Origin of the sequence: Bradyrhizobium sp. SUTN9-2, assembly GCF_003122645.1 — a bacterium.
Taxonomy (GTDB): Bacteria; Pseudomonadota; Alphaproteobacteria; order Rhizobiales; family Xanthobacteraceae; genus Bradyrhizobium; species Bradyrhizobium yuanmingense.
This window is the reverse complement of record NZ_LAXE01000001.1, coordinates 5351005-5371306: the sequence shown is the minus strand read 5'-3', so window position 1 is coordinate 5371306 and position 20302 is coordinate 5351005. Positions and strand designations below refer to the sequence as shown.

Below are 20302 nucleotides of genomic sequence, written 5' to 3'. Positions count from 1 at the left end.
GTGATCATCCAAGTGGGGTGGGGGCCGAAGCGCGCCCTCCCAATAGCCGCTTCCTGCGGCATCGTCACGTCGTTTCAGGGGCCGAGCTGGTCCTAAGGTCCGCCAGCTCCGAGGGAATTCAGCGCTGGCAGGTGATTGCGATATATTCGTCGCAATGGCCATGGGAGCAGTTTGTGCCGGATTTGGGGACGGAGCCGGTAATTTCATCGGGATCGACCCGGCGATAGCTTGATGCCTTTGCAAAATCTCGTGACTGGCAATAGGTGCGCGCCGCGGAGGCGCCGCACGTGTCGCCCTTGATGTCGTTCTTGGCCAGGCACTGGTCGGCGATGATGAAGACGCGGGTCTCGGCGCACGCCTGAGGTGCTGCAAGGAGGGAGGCGCCGAAAATGAGCGCGAGCAGGGATCGCATGAAATTACCGGGGGCAAAAAACTAGGGAACCGCGGGTTTCAGAATGGGCTCAAATGGTTAGGGGATCATGAACCCTCCGGGCGGGCCGCGCCCCGTGCGGGGGCAAAAACGGCATTTTCGCGGCCCTTGACGCCGGGGCCCGTGGTGGCCCATATGTGGCCGCATGAACGGTCTCCTCGCCATTTGCGCCATTTGCCGCGAGATTACGAGCTAGCGATTCGCTGGCTGGAGCCGTCTTTTCTCAAACACATTGAGAGCCTTGGACGCCCGGCCGAGAGGGATGGGTTGTCATGGAATTGCGTCTTTACGATACGCTGAGCCGGGAAAAGCGCACCTTCGTGCCGCTCGATCCGAACAACGTCCGCATGTATGTCTGCGGACCGACGGTCTATGACTTCGCCCATATCGGCAATGCGCGGCCGGTGATCGTGTTCGACGTGCTGTTTCGGCTGCTGCGCCACATCTACGGCGAGGCGCACGTCAAATATGTCCGCAACATCACCGACGTCGACGACAAGATCAACGACCGCGCCGCGCGCGACTTTCCCGGCCTGCCGCTGAACGAGGCCATTCGCAAGGTCACCGAGCAGACCGGCAAGCAGTTCCATGCCGACGTCGATGCGCTCGGCGCGCTTCGGCCGAGCGTCGAGCCGCGCGCCACGGAGCATATCGGCGAGATGTGCGAGATCATCGAGAAGCTGGTCGCCGGCGGCTTTGCCTATGTCGCCGAGGACCACGTGCTGTTCTCGCCGCAGGCGATGAACGCGGCCAATTCCGCGCTGCCGCGCTATGGCGCGCTGTCGAAGCGCTCGCTCGACGAGATGATCGCCGGCGCGCGGGTCGATGTTGCGCCCTACAAGCGCGATGCGACCGACTTCGTGCTGTGGAAGCCGTCGAAGCCGGGCGAGCCGTCCTGGCCGTCGCCATCCGGCATCAAGGCGGAGGGGCGTCCGGGCTGGCACATCGAGTGCTCGGCGATGGCCTGGAAGCATCTCGGCGAGCATTTCGACATCCATGGCGGCGGCATCGATCTCGTGTTTCCGCACCACGAGAACGAGGTCGCGCAGACCTGCTGCGCCTTCCATCGCGAGCGCATGGCGAACTATTGGATGCATAACGGCTTCTTGCAGGTCGAGAGCGAGAAGATGTCGAAGAGCCTCGGCAACTTCATCACGATCCACGAGCTGCTCAGGGATTGGCCGGGTGAGGTGCTGCGCCTCAACATGCTCAAGACGCATTACCGCTCGCCGATCGACTGGACCATGAAGTCGCTGGAGGAGAGCGCCAAGACGCTCGACGACTGGTATCGCGTCGCGGCCGATGTCGTGTCCGGCGAGCCGGCTCCGTCGGTGGTCGAACCGCTGCTCGACGACCTCAACACGCCGCAGGCGATCGCGGCGCTGCACGGCCTCCGCGGCAACGATATCGCAGGTCTTGCGGGCTCGTTGCGGCTGCTCGGATTCCTCTCCGAGAACGCGGCGCAGTGGGAAGGGCGCAAGCAGCAGGCGAGCGGGATCGACGCCAAGGAGGTCGAGCGCCTGCTCGCGGAGCGAACAGCTGCGCGTAGCCGCAAGGACTTTGGCGAGTCCGACCGCATTCGCGATCTGCTCGCTGCGATGGGCGTCGCGATCAAGGACTCCAAGGAAGGCACCACCTGGGAGATCGCCCGATGAAGCGCCCCGAGACGCCGTTTCCGCGGCACTGGCTCTATTACATCGCGCTGAAAATCGCGCTGCTCGCCGGCGCGGTGGCGATCGTGCTCAAGCTTTATGGGATGTGGTAAGGACGATGGGACAGACTTTGCCAAAGCCCGCACTGAGGCCCTTCCTGCCGGCGGATGTGCCGATGCTCGCCGCGATCTTCGCCGCCAGCATCGAGGAGTTGACCGGCGACGATTATAGCGAGGCGCAGCAGGAAGCCTGGATGGCGGCGGCCGAGGACGAGGAGTTCGGCAAGCGGCTTGCGTCCGACCTGACGCTGATCGCGACGCTGGAAGGCTCGCCGGTTGGTTTTGCTTCGCTGCGCGGCAACGATCACATCCGCATGCTCTATGTGCATCCGGCCGTGGCCGGGCAGGGCATCGCGACCATGCTGGTCGATGCATTGGAGAGGCTCGCCGGCGGCCGCGGCGCCAAGAGTCTGTCGGTGGACGCCAGCGATACCGCGGAGGGCTTCTTCGCCAAGCGCGGCTACACCGCCCAGCAGCGCAACAGCGTCACCATCAACGACGAATGGCTCGCCAACACCACCATGAAGAAGACGCTCGGAGCGGGGCAATGAGCAAGCAGCGTCTCTATCTGTTCGACACCACGCTGCGCGATGGGGCGCAGACCAACGGCGTCGACTTCACGCTGGCCGACAAGCAGGTCATCGCGGCGATGCTCGATGATCTCGGCATCGACTATGTCGAGGGCGGCTATCCCGGCGCCAACCCGCTCGACACGGAGTTCTTTGGCTCCAAGCCCAAGCTCAATCATGCGCGCTTCACCGCCTTCGGCATGACGCGCCGGGCGGGACGGTCGGTGTCCAACGATCCGGGCGTCGCGGGCCTTTTGGAAGCGAAGGCGGACGCGATCTGCTTCGTAGCGAAGGCGTCGGCCTATCAGGTCCGCGTCGCGCTGGAGACCACGAAGGAAGAAAATCTCGCCTCGATCCGCGACAGCGTCGCGGCGGCGAAGGCGGCCGGCCGCGAGGTGATGCTAGATTGCGAGCATTTCTTCGACGGCTACAAGGAAGACGCCGCCTTTGCGCTTGCCTGCGCCAAGGCCGCCTTCGATGCCGGTGCGCGCTGGGTGGTGCTGTGCGACACCAACGGCGGCACCATGCCTGATGAGGTCGAGGTCATCGTCAGAGACGTGACCAGGCACATCCCCGGCGATCACGTCGGCATCCACGCCCATAACGACACCGAGCAGGCGGTGGCCAATTCGCTCGCCGCGGTGCGTGCCGGCGCGCGGCAGATCCAGGGCACGCTGAACGGCCTCGGCGAGCGCTGCGGCAATGCCAATCTCTGCTCGCTGATCCCGACGCTGAAGCTGAAGACCGGGTTTGCCGACGCCTTCGAGATCGGCGTCACCACGGAGAAGCTGGCGACGCTCGTCAAGGTGTCGCGCACGCTCGACGACATGCTCAACCGCGTGCCGAACCGGCATGCTCCTTATGTCGGCGAGAGCGCCTTCGTCACCAAGACCGGCATCCATGCCTCCGCCGTGCTGAAGGATCCGCAGACCTACGAGCATGTGTTGCCGGAGCTGGTCGGCAATCACCGCAAGGTGCTGGTGTCCGACCAGGCCGGGCGCTCCAACGTCATCGCCGAGCTCGACCGCGCCGGTATCCCTTACGAGAAGAGCGATCCGAAGCTGACGCGTCTCGTCGAGGAATTGAAGGAGCGCGAGGCGGCCGGCTATGCCTATGAATCCGCCAACGCCTCGTTCGAGCTCCTGGCGCGGCGCACGCTCGGCAAGGTGCCGCATTATTTCGAGGTCGAGCAGTTCGACGTCAACGTCGAGCAGCGCTACAACGCGCTCGGGGAACGCGTCACGGTGGCGCTCGCGGTGGTCAAGGTCGACGTCGCCGGCGAGCATCTGATCTCGGCGGCCGAAGGCAACGGTCCCGTCAACGCGCTCGACGTCGCCCTGCGCAAGGACCTCGGCAAGTACCAGAAGTTCATCGAGGGCCTGACACTGATCGACTATCGCGTCCGTATCCTCAATGGCGGCACCGGCGCGGTCACGCGCGTGCTGATCGAGAGCGAGGACGAGAACGGCGATCGTTGGACCACCGTCGGCGTGTCCCCGAACATCATCGATGCCTCGTTCCAGGCGCTGATGGATTCGGTAATCTACAAGCTCGTGAAGTCGGACGCGCCGGCGTAACCCCCACGACGACTGTCATTCCCCGCGAAGGCGGGGAATCCAGTACGCTGCGGCCCATCGATTTATCTACTGCTGTCACGGAGTACTGGATCGCCCGGTCAAGCCGGGCGATGACACCGAGGATGGGGAAAGGGCACGGCCATGATCGACCACATCTCCGTCGGCGTCAGCGATCTCGATCGCGCCGCAAAGTTCTACGAGGCGACGCTCGCCGCACTCGGCCTCGCGCGCCTCGTCACGCGGCCGCGGACGATCGGGTTTGGCAAGGCATATCCGGAGTTCTGGATCAATCTGCGCGAGGGCATGCCGCGTGTCGCGCCGGAGAGCGGCGTGCACATCTGCCTGCGGGCGAAAACCGCGGCCGAGGTCGATGCGTTTCACGCAGCTGCGCTGTCCGCTGGCGGCGCCTCCGACGGCGCACCGGGCCTCCGCCCGCACGATCGCGTGCGCTACTACGCCGCCTTCGTCACCGATCCCGACGGCAACCGGATCGAGGCGGTGACGTTTCCGCAGGAATAGGGTCGGTCTAAAGCGCGATGCGATTAGGATGGATCGTCATCGCGCTTTAGGTTGTTGTTTGAGCATGATCTTTTCGGAAAACCGCTTCACACTTTTCCGGATCATGCTTTAGAGCCGCCGGGCCACGTCGGGCGCGAGATCGCGCTGGTCGTCAGGGATCTGCGCCGCCGCGGCGCGCAGCCGTGGGATGATCTCCTCGACCTTGTCCGCCTTCAGGATATCGACGGTGAGGCCGGCACGGATGAACTGGGTCTGCCGCATGTGGGCCACCAGGGAGAACAGCGGCTCCCAGAAGCCGTCGACATTGGCCAGCAGCACCGGCTTGGCGTGCCGGCCGAGTTGCTGCCAGGTCAGCTGCTCCACCAGCTCCTCAAGCGTGCCGAGCCCGCCGGGCAGGGCCACGAACGCGTCGGAGCGCTCGAACATCAGCCGCTTGCGCTCGTGCATGTCGGGCGTGACGACCATCTCCTGCACGCGCGTCAGCGCATTCTCGCGCATCCGGAGGAAGTCGGGGATGATGCCGGTGACCATGCCGCCGTGATCCAGCACGGAGGTCGCAACCGCGCCCATCAGGCCGAGCGAGCCGCCGCCATAAACAAGACGGATCTTGTTTTCCGCCAACGCTCTGCCGAGCGCCTTCGCCGCTTCAATGAAGTTGGGATTTGTTCCAGGGCCGGAGCCGCAATAGACACAGACGGTTTTGATCGTGCTCATTGGTGCCATGATGCATTGCAGCGAAGTGGCGTCAAGCCCAAACGGTGATTCGATACTTCCGGGAATTTACCGGTAAATCGCGACAAACAATCGAAGATTCGCCATCTGGCGGGTGCGCGGGCATCGGGAAGGCTCTATATGACGGGCGAAAATCGTTAATCGCAGTTTCGCCCGCATCCGGCGGGCTTTCGGGTTTGTTGATGGACCAACCTCAATCGTTCGACGGCGCCGACGTTCCTGATCCTTCCGTGGCAGGACCGCAGGCCGGGGCCACGCTGATGGGCACGCTGGCACATCTGTGGCCCTACATCTGGCCGGGCGACCGTTTCGACCTGAAGATGAGGGTGGTCTGGTCGCTGGTGCTGTTGCTCGCCGCCAAGCTGATCACGCTCACCGTGCCGTTCAGCTTCAAATGGGCGACGGATGCGCTGACCGGCGCCAACACCGCGCCGGTAGCGGCCGACAATTGGCATCTCTGGGTGATCGCCTCGCCTTTGCTGCTGACCGCGAGCTACGGCGTGATGCGCATCCTGATGGCGGTGCTGACGCAATGGCGCGACGGCATCTTCGCCCGCGTCGCCATGCATGCGGTGCGCAAGCTCGCGACCCTCACCTTCATCCACATGCACGAGCTGTCGCTGCGCTTTCACCTCGAGCGCAAGACCGGTGGCCTCACGCGCGTGCTCGAGCGCGGCCGCGAGGGCATCGAGGTCATCGTGCGCATGGTGATCCTGCAGCTGATCCCGACCATCGTCGAGGTCTCGCTGCTGCTGGCGGTGCTGCTCTGGCAATTCGACTGGCGCTACGTGGTCGCGACCCTGATCACGGTCACGCTCTACATGTACTACACCTACGTCGCGACCGAGTGGCGGATCGGCATCCGCCGCAAGATGAACGATTCCGACACCGAGGCGAACACCAAGGCGATCGACTCGCTGCTCAACTACGAGACGGTGAAGTATTTCAGTGCCGAGGCACGCGAGGCGCAGCGCTACGACAGATCGGTCGAGCGCTACGAGGAGGCGAGCGTCCGCACCTACACCTCGCTTGCGGTGCTCAACACAGGCCAGGCGGTGATCTTCACGCTGGGCCTGACCGCGACCATGCTGATGTGCGCGATCGGCGTGCGCAACGGCACCAACACCGTCGGCGATTTCGTGCTGGTCAACGCCATGATGATCCAGCTCTACCAGCCGCTGAACTTCATGGGCATGGTCTATCGCGAGATCAAGCAGGCGATCATCGACATCGAGAAGATGTTCGGCGTGCTCAGCCGCGAGGCCGAGATCAAGGACGCGCCTGGCGCGAAGCCGCTGGTCATCTCCGCCGGCACGGTGCGCTTCGAGGACGTGCGCTTTGCCTATGAGCCGGCGCGCCCCATCCTCAAGGGCATCAGCTTCGAAGTGCCGGCCGGCAAGACGGTTGCCATCGTCGGCCCCTCTGGCGCCGGCAAATCGACCATCTCGCGGCTTCTGTTTCGCCTCTATGATGTCTCCGGCGGCAGGATCCTGATCGACGGCCAGGACATCCGCGAGGTCACGCAGGCCAGCCTGCGCGCATCGATCGGCATGGTGCCGCAGGATACCGTGCTGTTCAACGACACCATCCGCTACAACATCCGCTACGGCCGCTGGGACGCGACCGATGCCGAGGTCGAGGAGGCGGCGCGGCTGGCGCAGATCGACCACTTCATCCGCATGGCGCCGAAGGGCTACGAGACCCAGGTTGGCGAGCGCGGCCTGAAGCTGTCGGGCGGCGAGAAGCAGCGCGTCGCGATCGCGCGCACGGTGCTCAAGGCGCCGCCGATCCTGGTGCTCGACGAGGCGACCTCGGCGCTCGACACCCATACGGAGCACGAGATCCAGGGGGCGCTCGACCGCGTGGCGAAGAACCGCACCTCCCTGGTGATCGCGCATCGGCTTTCCACCATCGTCGGCGCCGACGAGATCATCGTGCTGGACCAGGGCCGCATCGCCGAGCGCGGCACTCACGCGAGCCTGCTCGCGCAGGGCGGGCTCTATGCCAGCATGTGGAACAGGCAGCGCGAGGCCGAGGAGGCCCGCGAGAAGCTGGCCAAGATGGCCGACACCAATGCCGCGCCTAACCGGGAGCCGCCGCCGGTCGATGATAGCCTGACGACGCCCGCGGCGGCGGAGTGACCTTGTCTCCGGTCCCAAGTCTGGCCTAAACAAAGTCTGGCCTAAACAAAGTCTGGCCTAAACAAGCCCGCGCGACGACCCCGTGGCATTAACCCCGACCGGCAAAAAGCAATGTCCATTCTCGATTCGATCCAGCGTCAGATCCCGCCGATCCACAAGGAGGGCTATCCCTTCATCGGCGCCTTTGCGCTGGCGAGCCTGCTCCTGTTCTGGCTGTGGTCGCCGCTGGGGTGGATCGGCACGATCCTGACCGTTTGGTGCGCGCTGTTCTTCCGCGATCCCGTCCGTGTGACGCCGGCGCGCGAGGGTCTCGTGGTGTCGCCGGCCGACGGGCGTGTCTCCATGATCACCATGGCGCTGCCGCCGGCCGAGCTCGGGCTCGGCGACCGGCCGCTGCCGCGCGTCTCGATCTTCATGAGCGTGTTCAATTGCCACGTGAACCGCGCGCCCGTGGCGGGCAGGGTGGATCGTATCGCCTACCGGCCCGGCCTCTTCATCAACGCCGAGCTCGATAAGGCGAGCGAGGACAACGAGCGCAACTCGCTGGTGATCACAACCCCGACGGCGCGGATCGGCGTGGTCCAGATCGCCGGCCTGGTCGCCAAGCGCATCGTCTGCTTCGTCAAGGAGGGGCAGGCGATCGGCGCCGGCGAGCGTTTCGGCCTGATCCGCTTCGGCTCGCGCCTCGACGTCTACCTGCCCGTGGGTACCAAGGCGCTGGTCTCGGAAGGGCAGACCGCGATCGCCGGAGAGACGATCCTGGCCGACCTTGCCGGCGACGACCCGGGCCGCGCGTTCCGCGCCAATTAACCAATAGTCGGTGCTCGCAGGCGTTCCGCCGCAATGGCGGAGGGCGGCGCGGCTTGCTATATCTCGCCTCGAGATAAGGACGAGCCATGACGCCTTACGATTTCAAGGATCTCGACGTCCGCCGCCGGCGGTTCCGACCGATCCCGGTGCGGATGCTGGTGCCCAACGTCATCACGCTGCTGGCGATCTGCGCCGGCCTGACCTCGATCCGCCTGTCGATCGAAGGACGGATGACGCTCGCGGTCTATGCCATCGTGTTCGCCGCCGCGCTCGACGGCATCGATGGCCGCATCGCGCGCATGATCAAGGGGCAGTCGAAGTTCGGCGCCGAGCTCGACAGTCTCGCCGACTTCGTCAATTTCGGCGTGGCGCCCGGCCTGATGCTGTATTTCTGGCAGCTGCATGAGCTCGGCAATGCCGGCTGGATCGCCGCCATGGTGTTCGCGATCTCCGGCGGCCTGCGGCTTGCGCGCTTCAATGCCACCATGGACGATCCGAACAAGCCGGCTTTCGCCGCCAATTTCTTCACCGGCGTGCCGGCGCCCGCCGGTGCGATCACAGTGCTGCTGCCGATCTATGTCGCGTTCCTCGACGTCGGGCGCACACCTGCGGCGGTGACCGCGGCCTACACGCTTCTGATCGCGTTTCTGATGGTGTCGCGCCTGCCCGTGTTCTCCGGCAAGACCAAGCGGATGCGCGTGCCGCCCGAGCTGGTGCTGCCGGCCTTCGTCGCCGTGATCGTCTTCATCGCGCTCCTGATCGCCTATCCCTGGCACGTGCTGTCGATCGGCACGGTGCTGTACCTCCTCGCGCTGCCGCTCGGCTACAAATCCTATCGCGACCAGGCGCGCGCGATGGAAGCCACCGCGCCGGCGGGAGGCGAGGTCCCGTCACCGCCCTCGGCGCCGACGCTGGCGAATTTGTCGGAGCCGCCGCAAGACGACGATCGGCCCGGACGACTGCACTAAAGCGCTCCTCGCGGATATCTGCCATGAAGCCTGCCTGAGTTGGGTCGAGGTCCGATCTCGGCTATATCGCCCTTGTGCCGGCGGCATCGCGCAATCAATCGCCGCCAACCTGGGAGAGAACGCCGTGACCAATTCCGCGACCGGGCCGCTGCCCGCTTCCGTCCTCGAAGCGCTGGGCCGTTACGATACGCCGACGATCTGCAACGCCATGGAGATCGTGGCGCCCGAGCGGCGGCTGATCGGCTACACCACCAAGCAGCTGGTCTGTCCGTTTCCCGACCTGCCGCCGATCGTCGGCTATGCCCGCACGGTGACGATCCGCTCGGTTCTGAAGTCATCGCTTCCGGCCGAGGAGCAGTCCAAGCGCCGAATCGCATATTACGAATATGTCGGCACCGGCCATGGCCCGCGTATCTCGGTGATCCAGGACATCGACGGACCCGACGTCGGCTATGGCGCGTTCTGGGGCGAGGTACAGAGCAACGTGCACAAGGCGCTCGGCTGCCTCGGCGTCATCACCGACGGCTCGATCCGCGACATCCCGCAATGGGCGCCAGGGTTCCAGGCGCTAGCCGGCTCGATCGGCCCGTCGCACGCCTGGGTGCACGCGGAAAGCTTTGGCGGCGAGGTGCGCGTCGCCGGCATGACCGTGAAGTCGGACGACCTCATCCACGCCGACCGGCATGGCGCCATCGTGATCCCGCTCGACCTTGCCGCAAAGCTGCCGGAGGCGGCCGAACTGTGCGGCCGCCGCGAGACGCCGATCCTGGAGATCGCCCGCAGTCCCGACTTCTCGCTCGAGAAGCTCAAGGCCGCGTTGAAGCGCTCTGCGGAGATCCATTGACGGCTGCTGGAGCGTGATCCGGAAAAGTGTGTAGCGGTTTTCCGAAAAGATCATGCTCAAACAATAACCTAAAGCGCGATGACGATCGATCCTAATCGCATCGCGTTTTAGGGCAATCTACGGCCCGGGCGACGGCCGAATGGCGCCTTGCTCGGTCAGAAGCAGGGCGACTTGATCCGGTTCTCCGAGCACGGCGGCTGCGCATCCGATCAGGGTGAAGCCGCCGGCAAGGTCCCAGAGGGTGATATCGTCTGCGCTGTTGGCGCTGCGCATCAACCGCGCCGCGAGCACGGCGAAGGCGGCCTCGATAAAGAGCAGCACGCTGAACGCCGGAAGCACGAGTTCCGGCTCGAGCAGGTGGAACGCCAGCGCCGCGGGCAGCGCCGTGAGTAGACCGAATAGCATCAACATCGCGCTGGCTCCGCGATTGGCCCTGTCGCAACGCTAGCAGACACCAGCTGATCCCCGTCCACGATGTGGCGGAGGGCCGCAGCCGACGTGACGTGGTGGGCGCCTGCTTATGGTTAGCGAAAGGTTGAAATTCCTATCGCTGGACGGCAACCGGGACAAATTGCGGCGGCAGGCGGCACATCGTCGAGACTTAACCTTTACGCGCCTTTAAGGGCGGCGCTCTAGGGTCTGCGATGCGGTTCGGGGTTGAGCCGCGCCAGCGGCCAGGACGGCCGTTGTTGCGTAGGCGTTGGAGTCGATCATGGATATCGCAACACTTGTCGGCCTCGTCGCAGGCGCCATTGTTGTGTCGTCGCTGATCCTGATGGGCGGTACGTTCGGGATGTTCTACGACATCCACGCCGTCATCGTCATCTTCGGTGGCTCGTTCGCAGCGACGATGATCCGCTTTCCTTTGTCCGCGATGATCCACGGCGTGCCGCTGGGCGCGAAGTTTGCTTTCACCCTGAGCCGCCTGTCGGCTCACGACCTTGTCGACGAGCTCGCCCGCATCGCGGAAATCGCCCGCAAGCAGGGCCCGGTCGGACTCGAAAAGGTCGAGACCGACGAGCCCTTCCTCGCCAAGGGCATTCGCTATGTTGCCGACGGCTACGACCTCGATTTCATTCGCGACAATCTGGAGCGCGACCGGGACAACTTCCTGATGCACCTCGACGAAGGCAGCAAGATCTACCGCGCCGTCGGCGACTGCGCCCCGGCGTTCGGCATGATCGGCACGCTGCTTGGCATGGTGCAGATGTTCTCCAACATGTCGGATCCCTCCAAGCTCGGCCCGTTCATGGCCACCGCGCTGCTGGCGACCCTGTACGGCGCCGTTGTCGCCAACCTGATCTGCTTGCCGATCGCGGACAAGCTGCACGGCAAGCTGCTGGACGAAGAGACCAACCGCACCTTGATCATCGACGGCATCCTGATGATCCGCGACTCCAAGAGCCCGACCCTGGTGCGCGAAATGCTGCTGGCCTATCTGCCGGAGAAGCATCGTCACACCGAAGGCGAGCCGGTGCCGGCTTGAGGCCGCCGCCTGGATTTTGAGAGATGGCCAAGAAGAAGCGCGGCAATGCTCACGGTGGCGGCCACGGCTGGTTCGTGACCTTCGCCGACCTGATGGCGCTGCTGCTGGCGTTTTTCGTGATGCTGGTCGCGTTCTCCACGCAAGACGCCAACAAGCTGAAGATCGTCGCGGGCTCGATGCGCGAGGCGTTCGGCGTGCAGACCGAGGCGCGCTACTCCGGCATCGTCGAATCCGACGGCCTGCCGACGCGCCCGCGGCTCAAGAACGTCGACCACATCCAGCCGGAAGATGCCTCCAACACGCCGACGCCAGATCAGGAAGACCGCGAAAAGACCTCCGGCGCGAAGATCAAGGTCGACCGCAATTTCGCGCTGGCCGCAGCCTCGCTGCGCCAGGCGTTGCAGGACATGCCGGAACTGACCGAGATGTCCAAGCACATCATGTTCGAGGAGACCAAGCAGGGCCTGAACCTCGAGATCGTCGACCAGGACGGCCGCTCGATGTTCGCCGACGGCTCCAAGGTGCCCTATGACCGCACCCGCCGCCTGGTCGAGAAGCTCGCGATCCCGCTCAAGGCGACGCCGCTCCGCGTCTCCATCGCCGGCCACACCGCGGCGGGGTTCGTGCCGACCCGCAGCGACTATGGCGCCTTCGATCTGTCGGCCGATCGCGCCAACGCCGTGCGCCAGATCCTCGAGCGCCAGGGCCTGCCGCCGTCGCACATCTTCGCCGTCTCCGGCAAGGCCGATACCCAGCCGCTGTTTCCGGACGATCCCTCGCTGGCAGCCAACCGGCGGGTGACCATCACCTTGATGCGCGAAGATCCGCCGCTGCCGCCGAATCTGAGGCCGTAACCCCCTTGCGCTACCATCTTACCTGAGGCATGTCGTCGCGCGGGCGATGAGCGTGGCTGTGGCGTCACAGCATCCGGCTCGGCGCCTGCTATGATGGTGCGCCGATTGACAGGTGCACCGGAAGCGTCAAAAGGCGCCGGATCAATTTCAGGAACGAAGCGTTCTCCACCTTCATGACGGCGAGCATCACACAGGCCGAGACCCAGGACGGTCGGCCCACCGCAAGTTTTTGGGCCCTTACGCTCGGGAGTGTCGGCGTCGTCTTTGGCGATATCGGCACTTCGCCGCTCTATGCATTCCACGAGGCGGTCAAGGCCGCCGCCCATGGCGAGCCCGTCTCGCGCGTCATCGTGCTCGGCGTGCTCTCGCTGATCCTGTGGGCGCTCCTGATCGTCGTCACCGCCAAATATGTCCTCTTGCTGCTGCGCGCCGACAATAACGGGGAGGGCGGCACGCTCTCGCTGATGGCGCTCGGCCAGCGCGCGCTCGGGCGGCGAAGCTGGGTCCTGCTCGCGCTCGGCGTGATCGGCGCTTCGATGTTCATCGGCGATTCCATGATCACGCCGGCGATCTCGGTGCTCTCGGCGGTGCAGGGCCTCAAGCTCGCGACCCCCGCGCTCGAGCACTATGTCGTGCCGCTCACCGTGCTCATTCTGGTGCTGCTGTTCGCCGTGCAGAGCAAGGGAACCGCATTGGTCGCCTCGGCCTTCGGGCCGGTGATGGTGGTCTGGTTCACCGTCATCGCCGTGATGGGGGCTGTCCACATCGCCGACGATCCCACGGTGCTGGCGGCGATCAATCCGTACTATGCGGTGCAGTTCGTGCTGTCGCACGGTGTGATCGGCCTCGTAACGCTCGGCGCGGTGTTCCTGGCGGTGACGGGCGGAGAGGCGCTTTATGCCGATCTCGGCCATTTCGGCCGCAAGCCGATCCAGTCGGCCTGGATGTTTTTCGTGCTGCCGGCGCTTCTAGTCAACTATTTCGGGCAGGGTGCGCTGGTGCTGTCCGATCCCAGCGCGATCGAGCATTCGTTTTATCGCATGGTGCCCGAGAGCCTGGTCCTGCCGCTGGTCGGACTCGCGACGGCCGCAACCGTGATCGCGAGCCAGGCGGTGATCACCGGCGCCTATTCGCTGGTCCACCAGGCCGTGCAACTCGGGCTCCTGCCGCGTTTTGAGGTGCGTTACACCTCCGAATCCCATGCCGGCCAGATCTATCTGCCGCGCGTCAACCGCCTGCTGCTGATCGGCGTGATGCTGCTGGTGCTGCTGTTCCACACCCCCAGCAATCTGGCTTCCGCCTACGGTATTGCCGTCTCCACCACCATGGTCGCCGACGGCATCATGGGCTTCGTCGTGATCTGGAAGTTGTGGAACTGGCGCGCCGCGACGGCCGCAGCCGTGATCGTCCCCTTCGTCATCGTCGATTTGAGCTTCCTCAGCGCCAACCTGCTCAAGCTGCTCGAAGGTGCCTGGGTGCCGCTGCTGTTCGGCATCGTCATGGCAGGGACGATCTGGACCTGGCGCAAGGGCTCCGCAATCCTGATCCAGAAGACCCGCCGGATCGAGGTGCCATTGGACGATCTGATCCGCAGTTTGGAGAAGCGGCCACCGCACATCGTCAAGGGCACCGCGGTGTTCCTGACCAGCGATCCCGCATTCGTGCCGACCGCGCTCCTGCACAATCTCAAGCACAACAAGGTGCTGCATGAGCACAACGTGATTCTGACCATCGAGACCGCGCAGACGCCTCGGGTCGATCTGTCGGAGCGGTTCAGGATGGAGAAGATCAGCGAAAAGTTCTCCAAGGTCCGCTTGCGCTTCGGTTTCATGGAGCAGCCGAACGTGCCGAAGGCGCTCGCCATCGCGCGCAAGCAGGGTTGGCAGTTCGACATCATGTCGACGTCGTTCTTCGTGTCGCGCAGGTCACTGAAGGCCTCGGCACAGTCGGGCATGCCGCTCTGGCAGGATCATGTGTTCATCGCGCTGAGCCGGTCGGCCAACGATGCCACCGACTACTTCCAGATCCCCACCGGCCGCGTGGTCGAAGTCGGAACCCAGGTCACCATCTAGAATGCAACTGGCGTAGCCATGCATATTTGCATGGCTATGGCCCGGAATCGGGCTAGGCCATGCCGGTGGCGCAGGACTATAAGCCGCGCGCTCTTCCGCCGTTGTGCAGTGAAGCATTTTAGAGGCCATCGGGCTCTCCCATGACAAGCGACATAGCAGTTCCCGCCCCGGAAACGGTGGCGGCAAATGGGCATGGCGATGCCCATACCACCGCCGGTTTCGGCGCGCTGACGCTCGGCAGCATCGGCGTCGTTTACGGCGACATCGGCACCAGCCCGCTCTACGCGTTCCGCGAGGCGGTGATGGCGGCCTCGGGCGCGGACGGGTTGCCGACGCCGGCAGCGGTCCTCGGCGTGCTCTCCCTGATCCTGTGGGCGCTCATCGTGGTGGTGACGCTCAAATACGTCGTGATCCTGCTCCGCGCCGACAACAACGGCGAGGGCGGCACGCTTGCACTGATGGCGCTGGCCCAGCGGGCGGTTGGCACCGGCCGCGGCGGGGCCACCATCGTCCTGCTCGGCATCATTTCCGGAGCTTTGTTCTACGGCGATGCCGTGATCACGCCGGCGCTCTCCGTGCTGTCGGCGATCGAGGGCATGAAGGACGTCACGCTAAGGTTCGAGCCCTACATCGTTCCGCTGACGGTTGTGATCCTGGTCGGCCTGTTCGCCGTGCAGTCCCGCGGCACGGCGCGCGTTGCCGCCTTGTTCGGCCCGATCATGTGCGTCTGGTTCACGGTTCTGGCGGTGGCGGCGATCCCTCAGATCGCCCAGCAGCCGCAGGTGCTGCTTGCGCTCAACCCGCTCTACGCCGTGAACTTCATGCTGCACCATAGCATCGTCGGCTTCGTGACGCTGGGCGCGGTGTTCCTGGCGGTGACCGGCGCCGAGGCGCTCTATGCCGATCTCGGCCATTTCGGCAAGCGGCCGATCCAGACCGCCTGGCTTACCATCGTGCTGCCCTCGCTGGCGCTGAACTATCTGGGGCAGGGCGCGCTGGTGCTCGGCGACCCCGGCGCGATCGTGAGCCCGTTCTTTCAGCTGTTCCCGCAAGGCTTCGTCCGAGGCTGCATGGTCGTGCTCGCCACCATGGCGACCGTCATCGCGAGCCAGGCCGTCATCACCGGCGCCTATTCGCTGACGCGTCAGGCGATCCAGCTCGGGCTGCTGCCGCGCTTTGAAATTCGCCATACGTCGGAAGCCCATTCCGGCCAGATCTTCATTCCGCGCATCAACCAGCTGCTGCTGGTCGCGGTGGTGCTGCTGGTGCTGCTGTTCCGCTCGTCGAGCGCGCTCGCATCCGCCTACGGCATCTCCGTCACCGGTACCATGGTGGTCACGGCGATGATGGGCTTCGTCGTGGTCTGGAAGGGCTGGCGCTGGTCAGCGCTTGCTGCCGGCGCGCTGATTGCGCCGTTCCTGTTCCTCGATCTGACCTTCCTGAGCGCGAACCTGTTGAAGGTGTTCGAGGGCGGCTGGGTGCCACTGGCGCTCGGCGCGCTCATGATCATCCTGATGTACACGTGGCGGCGCGGCAGCCGGCTGCTGTTTGAAAAGTCGCGCAAGCTCGAGTTTCCGCTCGCCGATCTCGTGGCGATGCTGGAGAAGCGGCCGCCGCAGCGGGTGCCTGGCACTGCGGTGTTCCTGACCTCGGACCCGCTCAGCGCGCCGACCGCGCTGATGCATAGTCTGAAACACTACAAGGTGCTGCACGAGAAGAACGTCATTCTCACCATTGAGACCGCGCAAACCCCGCGGATCGATCCGGCCGAACGGGTGAAGCTGGAGCAGATTTCACCGACCTTCTCCAAGGTGACGCTGAAGTTCGGCTTCATGGAATCGCCCAACGTGCCGAAGGCGCTCGCGATCGCCCGCAAGCTGGGCTGGCAGTTCGACATCATGTCGACCTCGTTCTTCCTGTCGCGCAGGGCGCTCAAGCCCGCCGCCCATTCCGGCATGCCGCGCTGGCAGGACCGGCTGTTCATCTCGCTCAGCCGCTCCGCCAACGACGCCACCGACTATTTCCAGATCCCGTCCGGCCGTGTGGTCGAGGTCGGCACGCAGGTGACGATCTAGGGCAGACGATCTAGGCCTTGGGATTCAAAGCGGACTTCAAGTCGCTGCGATTTAGCTTTAACTTGCGCCGCGCGGCTCAAGCCTTTGTGGCGCTTGATTTTCGTCTCCCGAGAGGCGAGGTTGCCGCCGGCCGGGATCGCCCCGGTACGCGGCCCGCGACGTTGGAGGATGATGTGGCAAATCAAGTGCAGGATCTGACCCCGGACGAGGTCGCCAAGGGTGTCGCGGAAGGGCGTTATCTGCTCGTCGACGTCCGTGAGCCAAACGAGGTCGAGGCCGAGGCTTACCCTTACGGCGTCGTGGTTCCGCTCTCGACCTTCGATCCGAAGGCGATCCCCGATCCCGCCGGCAAGGAGGTCGTGTTCGCCTGCCGCTCGGGCAAGCGCTCGGTGACGGCCTCGCTGGCGGCGCAGGCGGCAGGCCTGCCTTACGACAAGCATCTGGCCGGCGGCATGCTGGGCTGGAAGGCGGCCGGGCTTCCCAGCAAGGTCGGTGGCTAACCGCGCAATGACGACCAAGAGCTCTTCGCTGAACAAGGTCTTCGCCGACCTTCCCGTCACCATCTTCGAGGCGATGTCGCAGGCCGCGCGCGACAACAATGCGATTAATCTCGGCCAGGGCTTTCCCGACGATCCCGGCCCCGAGGACATCCGCCGCGCCGCGGCCGAGGCCTCGCTGAACGGCTACAACCAGTACCCCTCGATGATGGGCCTGCCGGAGCTGCGCCAGGCGATTGCGAACCATTACGGCCATTGGCACGGCCTCAAGCTCGATCCGATGAGCGAGGTGATGGTCACCTCCGGCGGGACCGAGGCGCTGACCTCGGCGATCCTCGCGGTGGTCCAGCCCGGCGACGAGGTGGTCTGTTTCCAGCCGGTGTACGATTCCTATCTGCCGATCATCCGCCAGGCCGGTGGCATTCCGCGCTTGGTGCGTCTCGAGCCGCCGCACTGGCGGCTGAATGAAGACATGCTGAAAAGCGTGTTCAATTCAAAGACCAAGGCGGTGCTGTTTAACAACCCCCTGAATCCCAGCGCGGTGGTCTATCCGCGCGAGGATCTCGAGCTCTTGGCGCGCTATTGCCAGGCGTTCGACGTCATCGCGATCTGCGACGAGGTCTGGGAGCACGTCACTTTCGACGAGCACAAGCATATCCCGCTGATCACCATTCCCGGCATGCGCGAGCGCACCATCAAGGTCGGCTCGGCCGGCAAGATCTTCTCGCTGACGGGCTGGAAGATCGGCTTCGTCTGCGCGGCGCCACCGCTGCTCCGCGTCGCGGCCAAGGTGCACCAGTTCCTGACCTTCACCACCGCGCCGAACCTGCAGGCCGCGGTCGCCTATGGGCTCGGCAAGTCCGACGACTACTTCCTGTCGATGCGCAAGGACCTGACGCGGAGCAGGGACCGGCTGACCAAGGGACTGGAGAGCCTCGGCTTCCCCGTGCTGAAGTCGCAAGGCACCTACTTCCTCACCGTCGACCTGTCGCCGCTCGGGCTCAACGAGAGTGACACTGAGTTCTGCTGGCGCATCGTGAAAGACTACAAGGTCGCCGCGATCCCGGTCTCGGCGTTCTACGAGCAGGACCCGGTCACATCAGTGGTGCGCTTCTGCTTTGCCAAGAAGGACGAGACGCTCGACACCGCACTGGAGCGGCTGTCGGACGCGGTGCGTGGACGCAAGAGGTAGACAGAGATGACGAACGTCGGCCGCTCCGGCTTTGGCCTTGGTTTCGCGATCGCCGCCGCGCTGACGTTGCTCTCCGCTCCCGCAGGTGCCGAGGAGCGGGTCGTCAATTTCTACAACTGGTCCAACTACATGGCGCCTGACGTCCTTGAGGCCTTCACCAAGGAGACCGGCATCAAGGTCGTCTACGATACCTTCGACGCCAACGAGACGCTGGAGACGCGCCTGATGGCCGGCAAGTCCGGTTATGACGTCGTGGTGCCCACCGCTTATTTCCTGCAGCGCCAGATCAAGGCCAACATCTTCCAGAAGCTCGACAAGTCGAAGCTCCCGAACCTCGCCAATGCCTGGCCGGTGGTGACGCAGCGCCTCGCCACCTACGACCCCGGCAATGTCTACGCCGCCAACTACATGTGGGGCACGACGGGCATCGGCTACAACATCGCCAAGGTGAAGCAGATCCTCGGGCCCGACGCCAAGATCGACAGCTGGGACATCGTCTTCAAGCCGGAGAACCTCGCCAAGTTCAAGGACTGCGGCGTCCACATGCTCGACTCCGCCGACGACATCTTCCCGGCGGCGCTGAGCTGGCTCGGGCTCGATCCGAACTCGACCAAGCAGGCGGACCTGGAAAAGGCCGCCGATGCCGTGGCGAAAGTCCGCCCCTCCGTACGCAAGTTTCACTCGTCCGAATATCTAAGCGCGCTCGCCACCGGCGAGATCTGCTTCGTGGTCGGCTGGTCCGGTGACATCATGCAGGCCCGCGCCCGCGCCGCGGAAGCCAAAAGCGGCGTCGAGATCGGCTACACCATTCCGAAGGAGGGCGCGCAGATGTTCTTCGACAATCTCGCGATCCCCGCGGATGCCAAGAATGTTAGGGAAGCCTACGAGCTGATCAACTATCTCTATCGCCCGGACGTTGCCGCCAAGAACTCGGACTTCCTGTCCTACGCCAACGGCAACCTCGCCAGCCAGAAGCTGGTGGATCCAAAAATCCTGAACGACAAGAACATCTATCCGGACGAAGCGACGCTCGCAAAACTGTTCGTCATCACGGCGCGCGAGCCGGCCACGCAACGGATCATCAACCGGCTCTGGACGAAGGTGAAGACGGGGCGGTAGTAGCGCCTGTCATTGCGAGGAGCGAAGCGACGAAGCAATCCAGACTGCTTCCGTGGAACGATTCTGGATTGCTTCGCTGCGCTCGCAATGACGGAGTATTTACCGCCACCTTCTATGCAGCCACAGCCACTGCTCGGGATGCTCGCGGACCCAGCTTTCCACCACGCTCGTGATCGCCTGCGTGGTGCCCTGGATGTCGATCCTGCCGCCGGCATCGCGCACCGGCGGGATCTCCTCGGTCAGCTCGCCGCGGAAGCGGCCGTCGGGCAGGCGGATGATGCGCACGCCGTGGATTGGGCATTCGACCTGGCGCAAGAGGCGCGCCAGCATCGGATTGGCGCGGGTCTTGCGGCCGAAGAACGTGACCTCGACGCCGGCTGTCAGATACTGGTCGATCAGCATGGCGACGTGCTTGCCGTCCTTCAGCGCCTGCGCGAGCCGCAGCGGCGCGTCGCGGCCGGCCGGGATCAGCGTGCCCATGTTGACCTGGCGCATCTCCTGGATGATGCGATCGGCCGAGGCGATGTTCGGGCGGCGATAGAGAATCGCGGTGTCCAGGCCATGCGCGACCGCGGCGAGCGCCGGCAATTCCCAGTTCGCAAGATGTGCGGCGAAGATCAGCGCCGGCTTGCCGTCGTCGCGGATCTGGTCGAACAGCTCGATGCTGCGCGGGGAAATCTCGATGCGACTCTTCTCGGGGACATCG

At 64.7% G+C, this 20302-nt stretch carries 19 protein-coding genes; 15 read left to right on the top strand and 4 right to left on the bottom strand.

The genetic code is table 11. The features are described 5' to 3' along the window. Positions 1 to 118 precede the first annotated feature (118 nt). Positions 119 to 412 carry a hypothetical protein gene (locus XF30_RS25015; RefSeq protein ID WP_109144137.1) on the bottom strand — a complete coding sequence of 98 codons (294 nt, stop codon included), beginning with the start codon at positions 410 to 412 and terminating at the stop codon, positions 119 to 121. 290 nt (positions 413 to 702) lie between these two features. Between XF30_RS25015 and cysS the strand changes: the two genes are divergently transcribed. From cysS to XF30_RS24995, 4 genes are all read left to right on the top strand, one after another. Next, complete coding sequence (gene cysS / locus XF30_RS25010; RefSeq protein WP_109144136.1) at positions 703 to 2085, top strand: cysteine--tRNA ligase; 1383 nt, start codon at positions 703 to 705, stop codon at positions 2083 to 2085. A gap of 115 nt (positions 2086 to 2200) precedes the next feature. Then, entirely contained in the window at positions 2201 to 2692 is a 492-nt protein-coding gene (locus XF30_RS25005; RefSeq protein WP_192893244.1) for a GNAT family N-acetyltransferase, read from the top strand. Continuing rightward, the gene (gene cimA / locus XF30_RS25000) at positions 2689 to 4287 is read left to right on the top strand and encodes a citramalate synthase (RefSeq protein ID WP_109144134.1); all 1599 of its coding nucleotides are present in this window, start codon (positions 2689 to 2691) and stop codon (positions 4285 to 4287) included. The genes XF30_RS25005 and cimA overlap by 4 nt, the downstream gene beginning before the upstream one ends. A gap of 141 nt (positions 4288 to 4428) precedes the next feature. Then, the gene (locus XF30_RS24995; protein WP_036001466.1) at positions 4429 to 4806 is read left to right on the top strand and encodes a VOC family protein; all 378 of its coding nucleotides are present in this window, start codon (positions 4429 to 4431) and stop codon (positions 4804 to 4806) included. Between the two features lie 108 nt (positions 4807 to 4914). Here XF30_RS24995 and XF30_RS24990 read toward each other — a convergent pair whose 3' ends face one another. Next, positions 4915 to 5520 (bottom strand): LOG family protein, encoded by a 606-nt coding sequence (locus tag XF30_RS24990; RefSeq protein WP_036001463.1) that lies wholly within the window; start codon positions 5518 to 5520, stop codon positions 4915 to 4917. A 200-nt stretch (positions 5521 to 5720) separates the two neighbouring features. Between XF30_RS24990 and XF30_RS24985 the strand changes: the two genes are divergently transcribed. The 4 genes from XF30_RS24985 to XF30_RS24970 all read left to right on the top strand — a co-directional run bounded on the left by XF30_RS24985 (position 5721) and on the right by XF30_RS24970 (position 10301). Further along, positions 5721 to 7679, top strand: a complete 1959-nt coding sequence (locus XF30_RS24985) for an ABCB family ABC transporter ATP-binding protein/permease (RefSeq protein ID WP_057028837.1) — start codon at positions 5721 to 5723, stop codon at positions 7677 to 7679. 87 nt (positions 7680 to 7766) lie between these two features. After that, a complete protein-coding gene (locus XF30_RS24980; protein WP_225112817.1) occupies positions 7767 to 8489 on the top strand; it encodes a phosphatidylserine decarboxylase in 723 nt (240 codons plus the stop codon). A gap of 86 nt (positions 8490 to 8575) precedes the next feature. Then, entirely contained in the window at positions 8576 to 9457 is an 882-nt protein-coding gene (locus XF30_RS24975; protein ID WP_109144132.1) for a CDP-alcohol phosphatidyltransferase family protein, read from the top strand. A 124-nt stretch (positions 9458 to 9581) separates the two neighbouring features. Then, positions 9582 to 10301, top strand: a complete 720-nt coding sequence (locus tag XF30_RS24970; protein WP_036001451.1) for an RraA family protein — start codon at positions 9582 to 9584, stop codon at positions 10299 to 10301. 117 nt (positions 10302 to 10418) lie between these two features. On the opposite strand, the gene XF30_RS24965 is transcribed toward XF30_RS24970, so the two are convergent. Then, positions 10419 to 10712: a hypothetical protein gene (locus XF30_RS24965; protein WP_109144131.1), complete on the bottom strand. Its 294-nt coding sequence runs from the start codon at positions 10710 to 10712 to the stop codon at positions 10419 to 10421. A 301-nt stretch (positions 10713 to 11013) separates the two neighbouring features. On the opposite strand from XF30_RS24965, the gene XF30_RS24960 reads away from it, so the two are divergent. The 7 genes from XF30_RS24960 (at position 11014) to XF30_RS24930 (ending at position 19596) form a co-directional block, all read left to right on the top strand. Further along, complete coding sequence (locus XF30_RS24960; RefSeq protein ID WP_036001447.1) at positions 11014 to 11787, top strand: motility protein A; 774 nt, start codon at positions 11014 to 11016, stop codon at positions 11785 to 11787. A gap of 23 nt (positions 11788 to 11810) precedes the next feature. Further along, entirely contained in the window at positions 11811 to 12641 is an 831-nt protein-coding gene (locus XF30_RS24955; RefSeq protein ID WP_036001445.1) for an OmpA/MotB family protein, read from the top strand. A 173-nt stretch (positions 12642 to 12814) separates the two neighbouring features. Next, entirely contained in the window at positions 12815 to 14713 is a 1899-nt protein-coding gene (locus tag XF30_RS24950; protein ID WP_036001442.1) for a potassium transporter Kup, read from the top strand. A gap of 140 nt (positions 14714 to 14853) precedes the next feature. Further along, a complete protein-coding gene (locus XF30_RS24945; protein ID WP_109144130.1) occupies positions 14854 to 16788 on the top strand; it encodes a potassium transporter Kup in 1935 nt (644 codons plus the stop codon). Positions 16789 to 16961: 173 nt separating this feature from the next. Continuing rightward, the gene (locus XF30_RS24940; protein ID WP_025035596.1) at positions 16962 to 17288 is read left to right on the top strand and encodes a rhodanese-like domain-containing protein; all 327 of its coding nucleotides are present in this window, start codon (positions 16962 to 16964) and stop codon (positions 17286 to 17288) included. Between the two features lie 7 nt (positions 17289 to 17295). Next, a complete protein-coding gene (locus XF30_RS24935) occupies positions 17296 to 18477 on the top strand; it encodes an aminotransferase (protein WP_109144129.1) in 1182 nt (393 codons plus the stop codon). A gap of 6 nt (positions 18478 to 18483) precedes the next feature. Continuing rightward, complete coding sequence (locus tag XF30_RS24930) at positions 18484 to 19596, top strand: polyamine ABC transporter substrate-binding protein (protein WP_109144128.1); 1113 nt, start codon at positions 18484 to 18486, stop codon at positions 19594 to 19596. A 99-nt stretch (positions 19597 to 19695) separates the two neighbouring features. Here the strand turns inward: XF30_RS24930 and XF30_RS24925 are convergent. Continuing rightward, on the bottom strand, positions 19696 to 20302 hold a 607-nt coding region (locus XF30_RS24925; RefSeq protein ID WP_244609015.1), incomplete at its 5' end, for a lipid A biosynthesis lauroyl acyltransferase.

Coding starts and splice junctions, on each gene's coding strand:
- XF30_RS24975 (WP_109144132.1), top strand. CDS start 8,576: ATGACGCCTTACGATTTCAAGGATCTCGACGTCCGCCGCCGGCGGTTC.
- cimA (WP_109144134.1), top strand. CDS start 2,689: ATGAGCAAGCAGCGTCTCTATCTGTTCGACACCACGCTGCGCGATGGG.
- XF30_RS24985 (WP_057028837.1), top strand. CDS start 5,721: ATGGACCAACCTCAATCGTTCGACGGCGCCGACGTTCCTGATCCTTCC.
- cysS (WP_109144136.1), top strand. CDS start 703: ATGGAATTGCGTCTTTACGATACGCTGAGCCGGGAAAAGCGCACCTTC.
- XF30_RS24935 (WP_109144129.1), top strand. CDS start 17,296: ATGACGACCAAGAGCTCTTCGCTGAACAAGGTCTTCGCCGACCTTCCC.
- XF30_RS24930 (WP_109144128.1), top strand. CDS start 18,484: ATGACGAACGTCGGCCGCTCCGGCTTTGGCCTTGGTTTCGCGATCGCC.
- XF30_RS24955 (WP_036001445.1), top strand. CDS start 11,811: ATGGCCAAGAAGAAGCGCGGCAATGCTCACGGTGGCGGCCACGGCTGG.
- XF30_RS24995 (WP_036001466.1), top strand. CDS start 4,429: ATGATCGACCACATCTCCGTCGGCGTCAGCGATCTCGATCGCGCCGCA.
- XF30_RS24945 (WP_109144130.1), top strand. CDS start 14,854: ATGACAAGCGACATAGCAGTTCCCGCCCCGGAAACGGTGGCGGCAAAT.
- XF30_RS24950 (WP_036001442.1), top strand. CDS start 12,815: ATGACGGCGAGCATCACACAGGCCGAGACCCAGGACGGTCGGCCCACC.
- XF30_RS25005 (WP_192893244.1), top strand. CDS start 2,201: ATGGGACAGACTTTGCCAAAGCCCGCACTGAGGCCCTTCCTGCCGGCG.
- XF30_RS25015 (WP_109144137.1), bottom strand. CDS start 412: ATGCGATCCCTGCTCGCGCTCATTTTCGGCGCCTCCCTCCTTGCAGCA.
- XF30_RS24965 (WP_109144131.1), bottom strand. CDS start 10,712: ATGTTGATGCTATTCGGTCTACTCACGGCGCTGCCCGCGGCGCTGGCG.
- XF30_RS24990 (WP_036001463.1), bottom strand. CDS start 5,520: ATGAGCACGATCAAAACCGTCTGTGTCTATTGCGGCTCCGGCCCTGGA.
- XF30_RS24960 (WP_036001447.1), top strand. CDS start 11,014: ATGGATATCGCAACACTTGTCGGCCTCGTCGCAGGCGCCATTGTTGTG.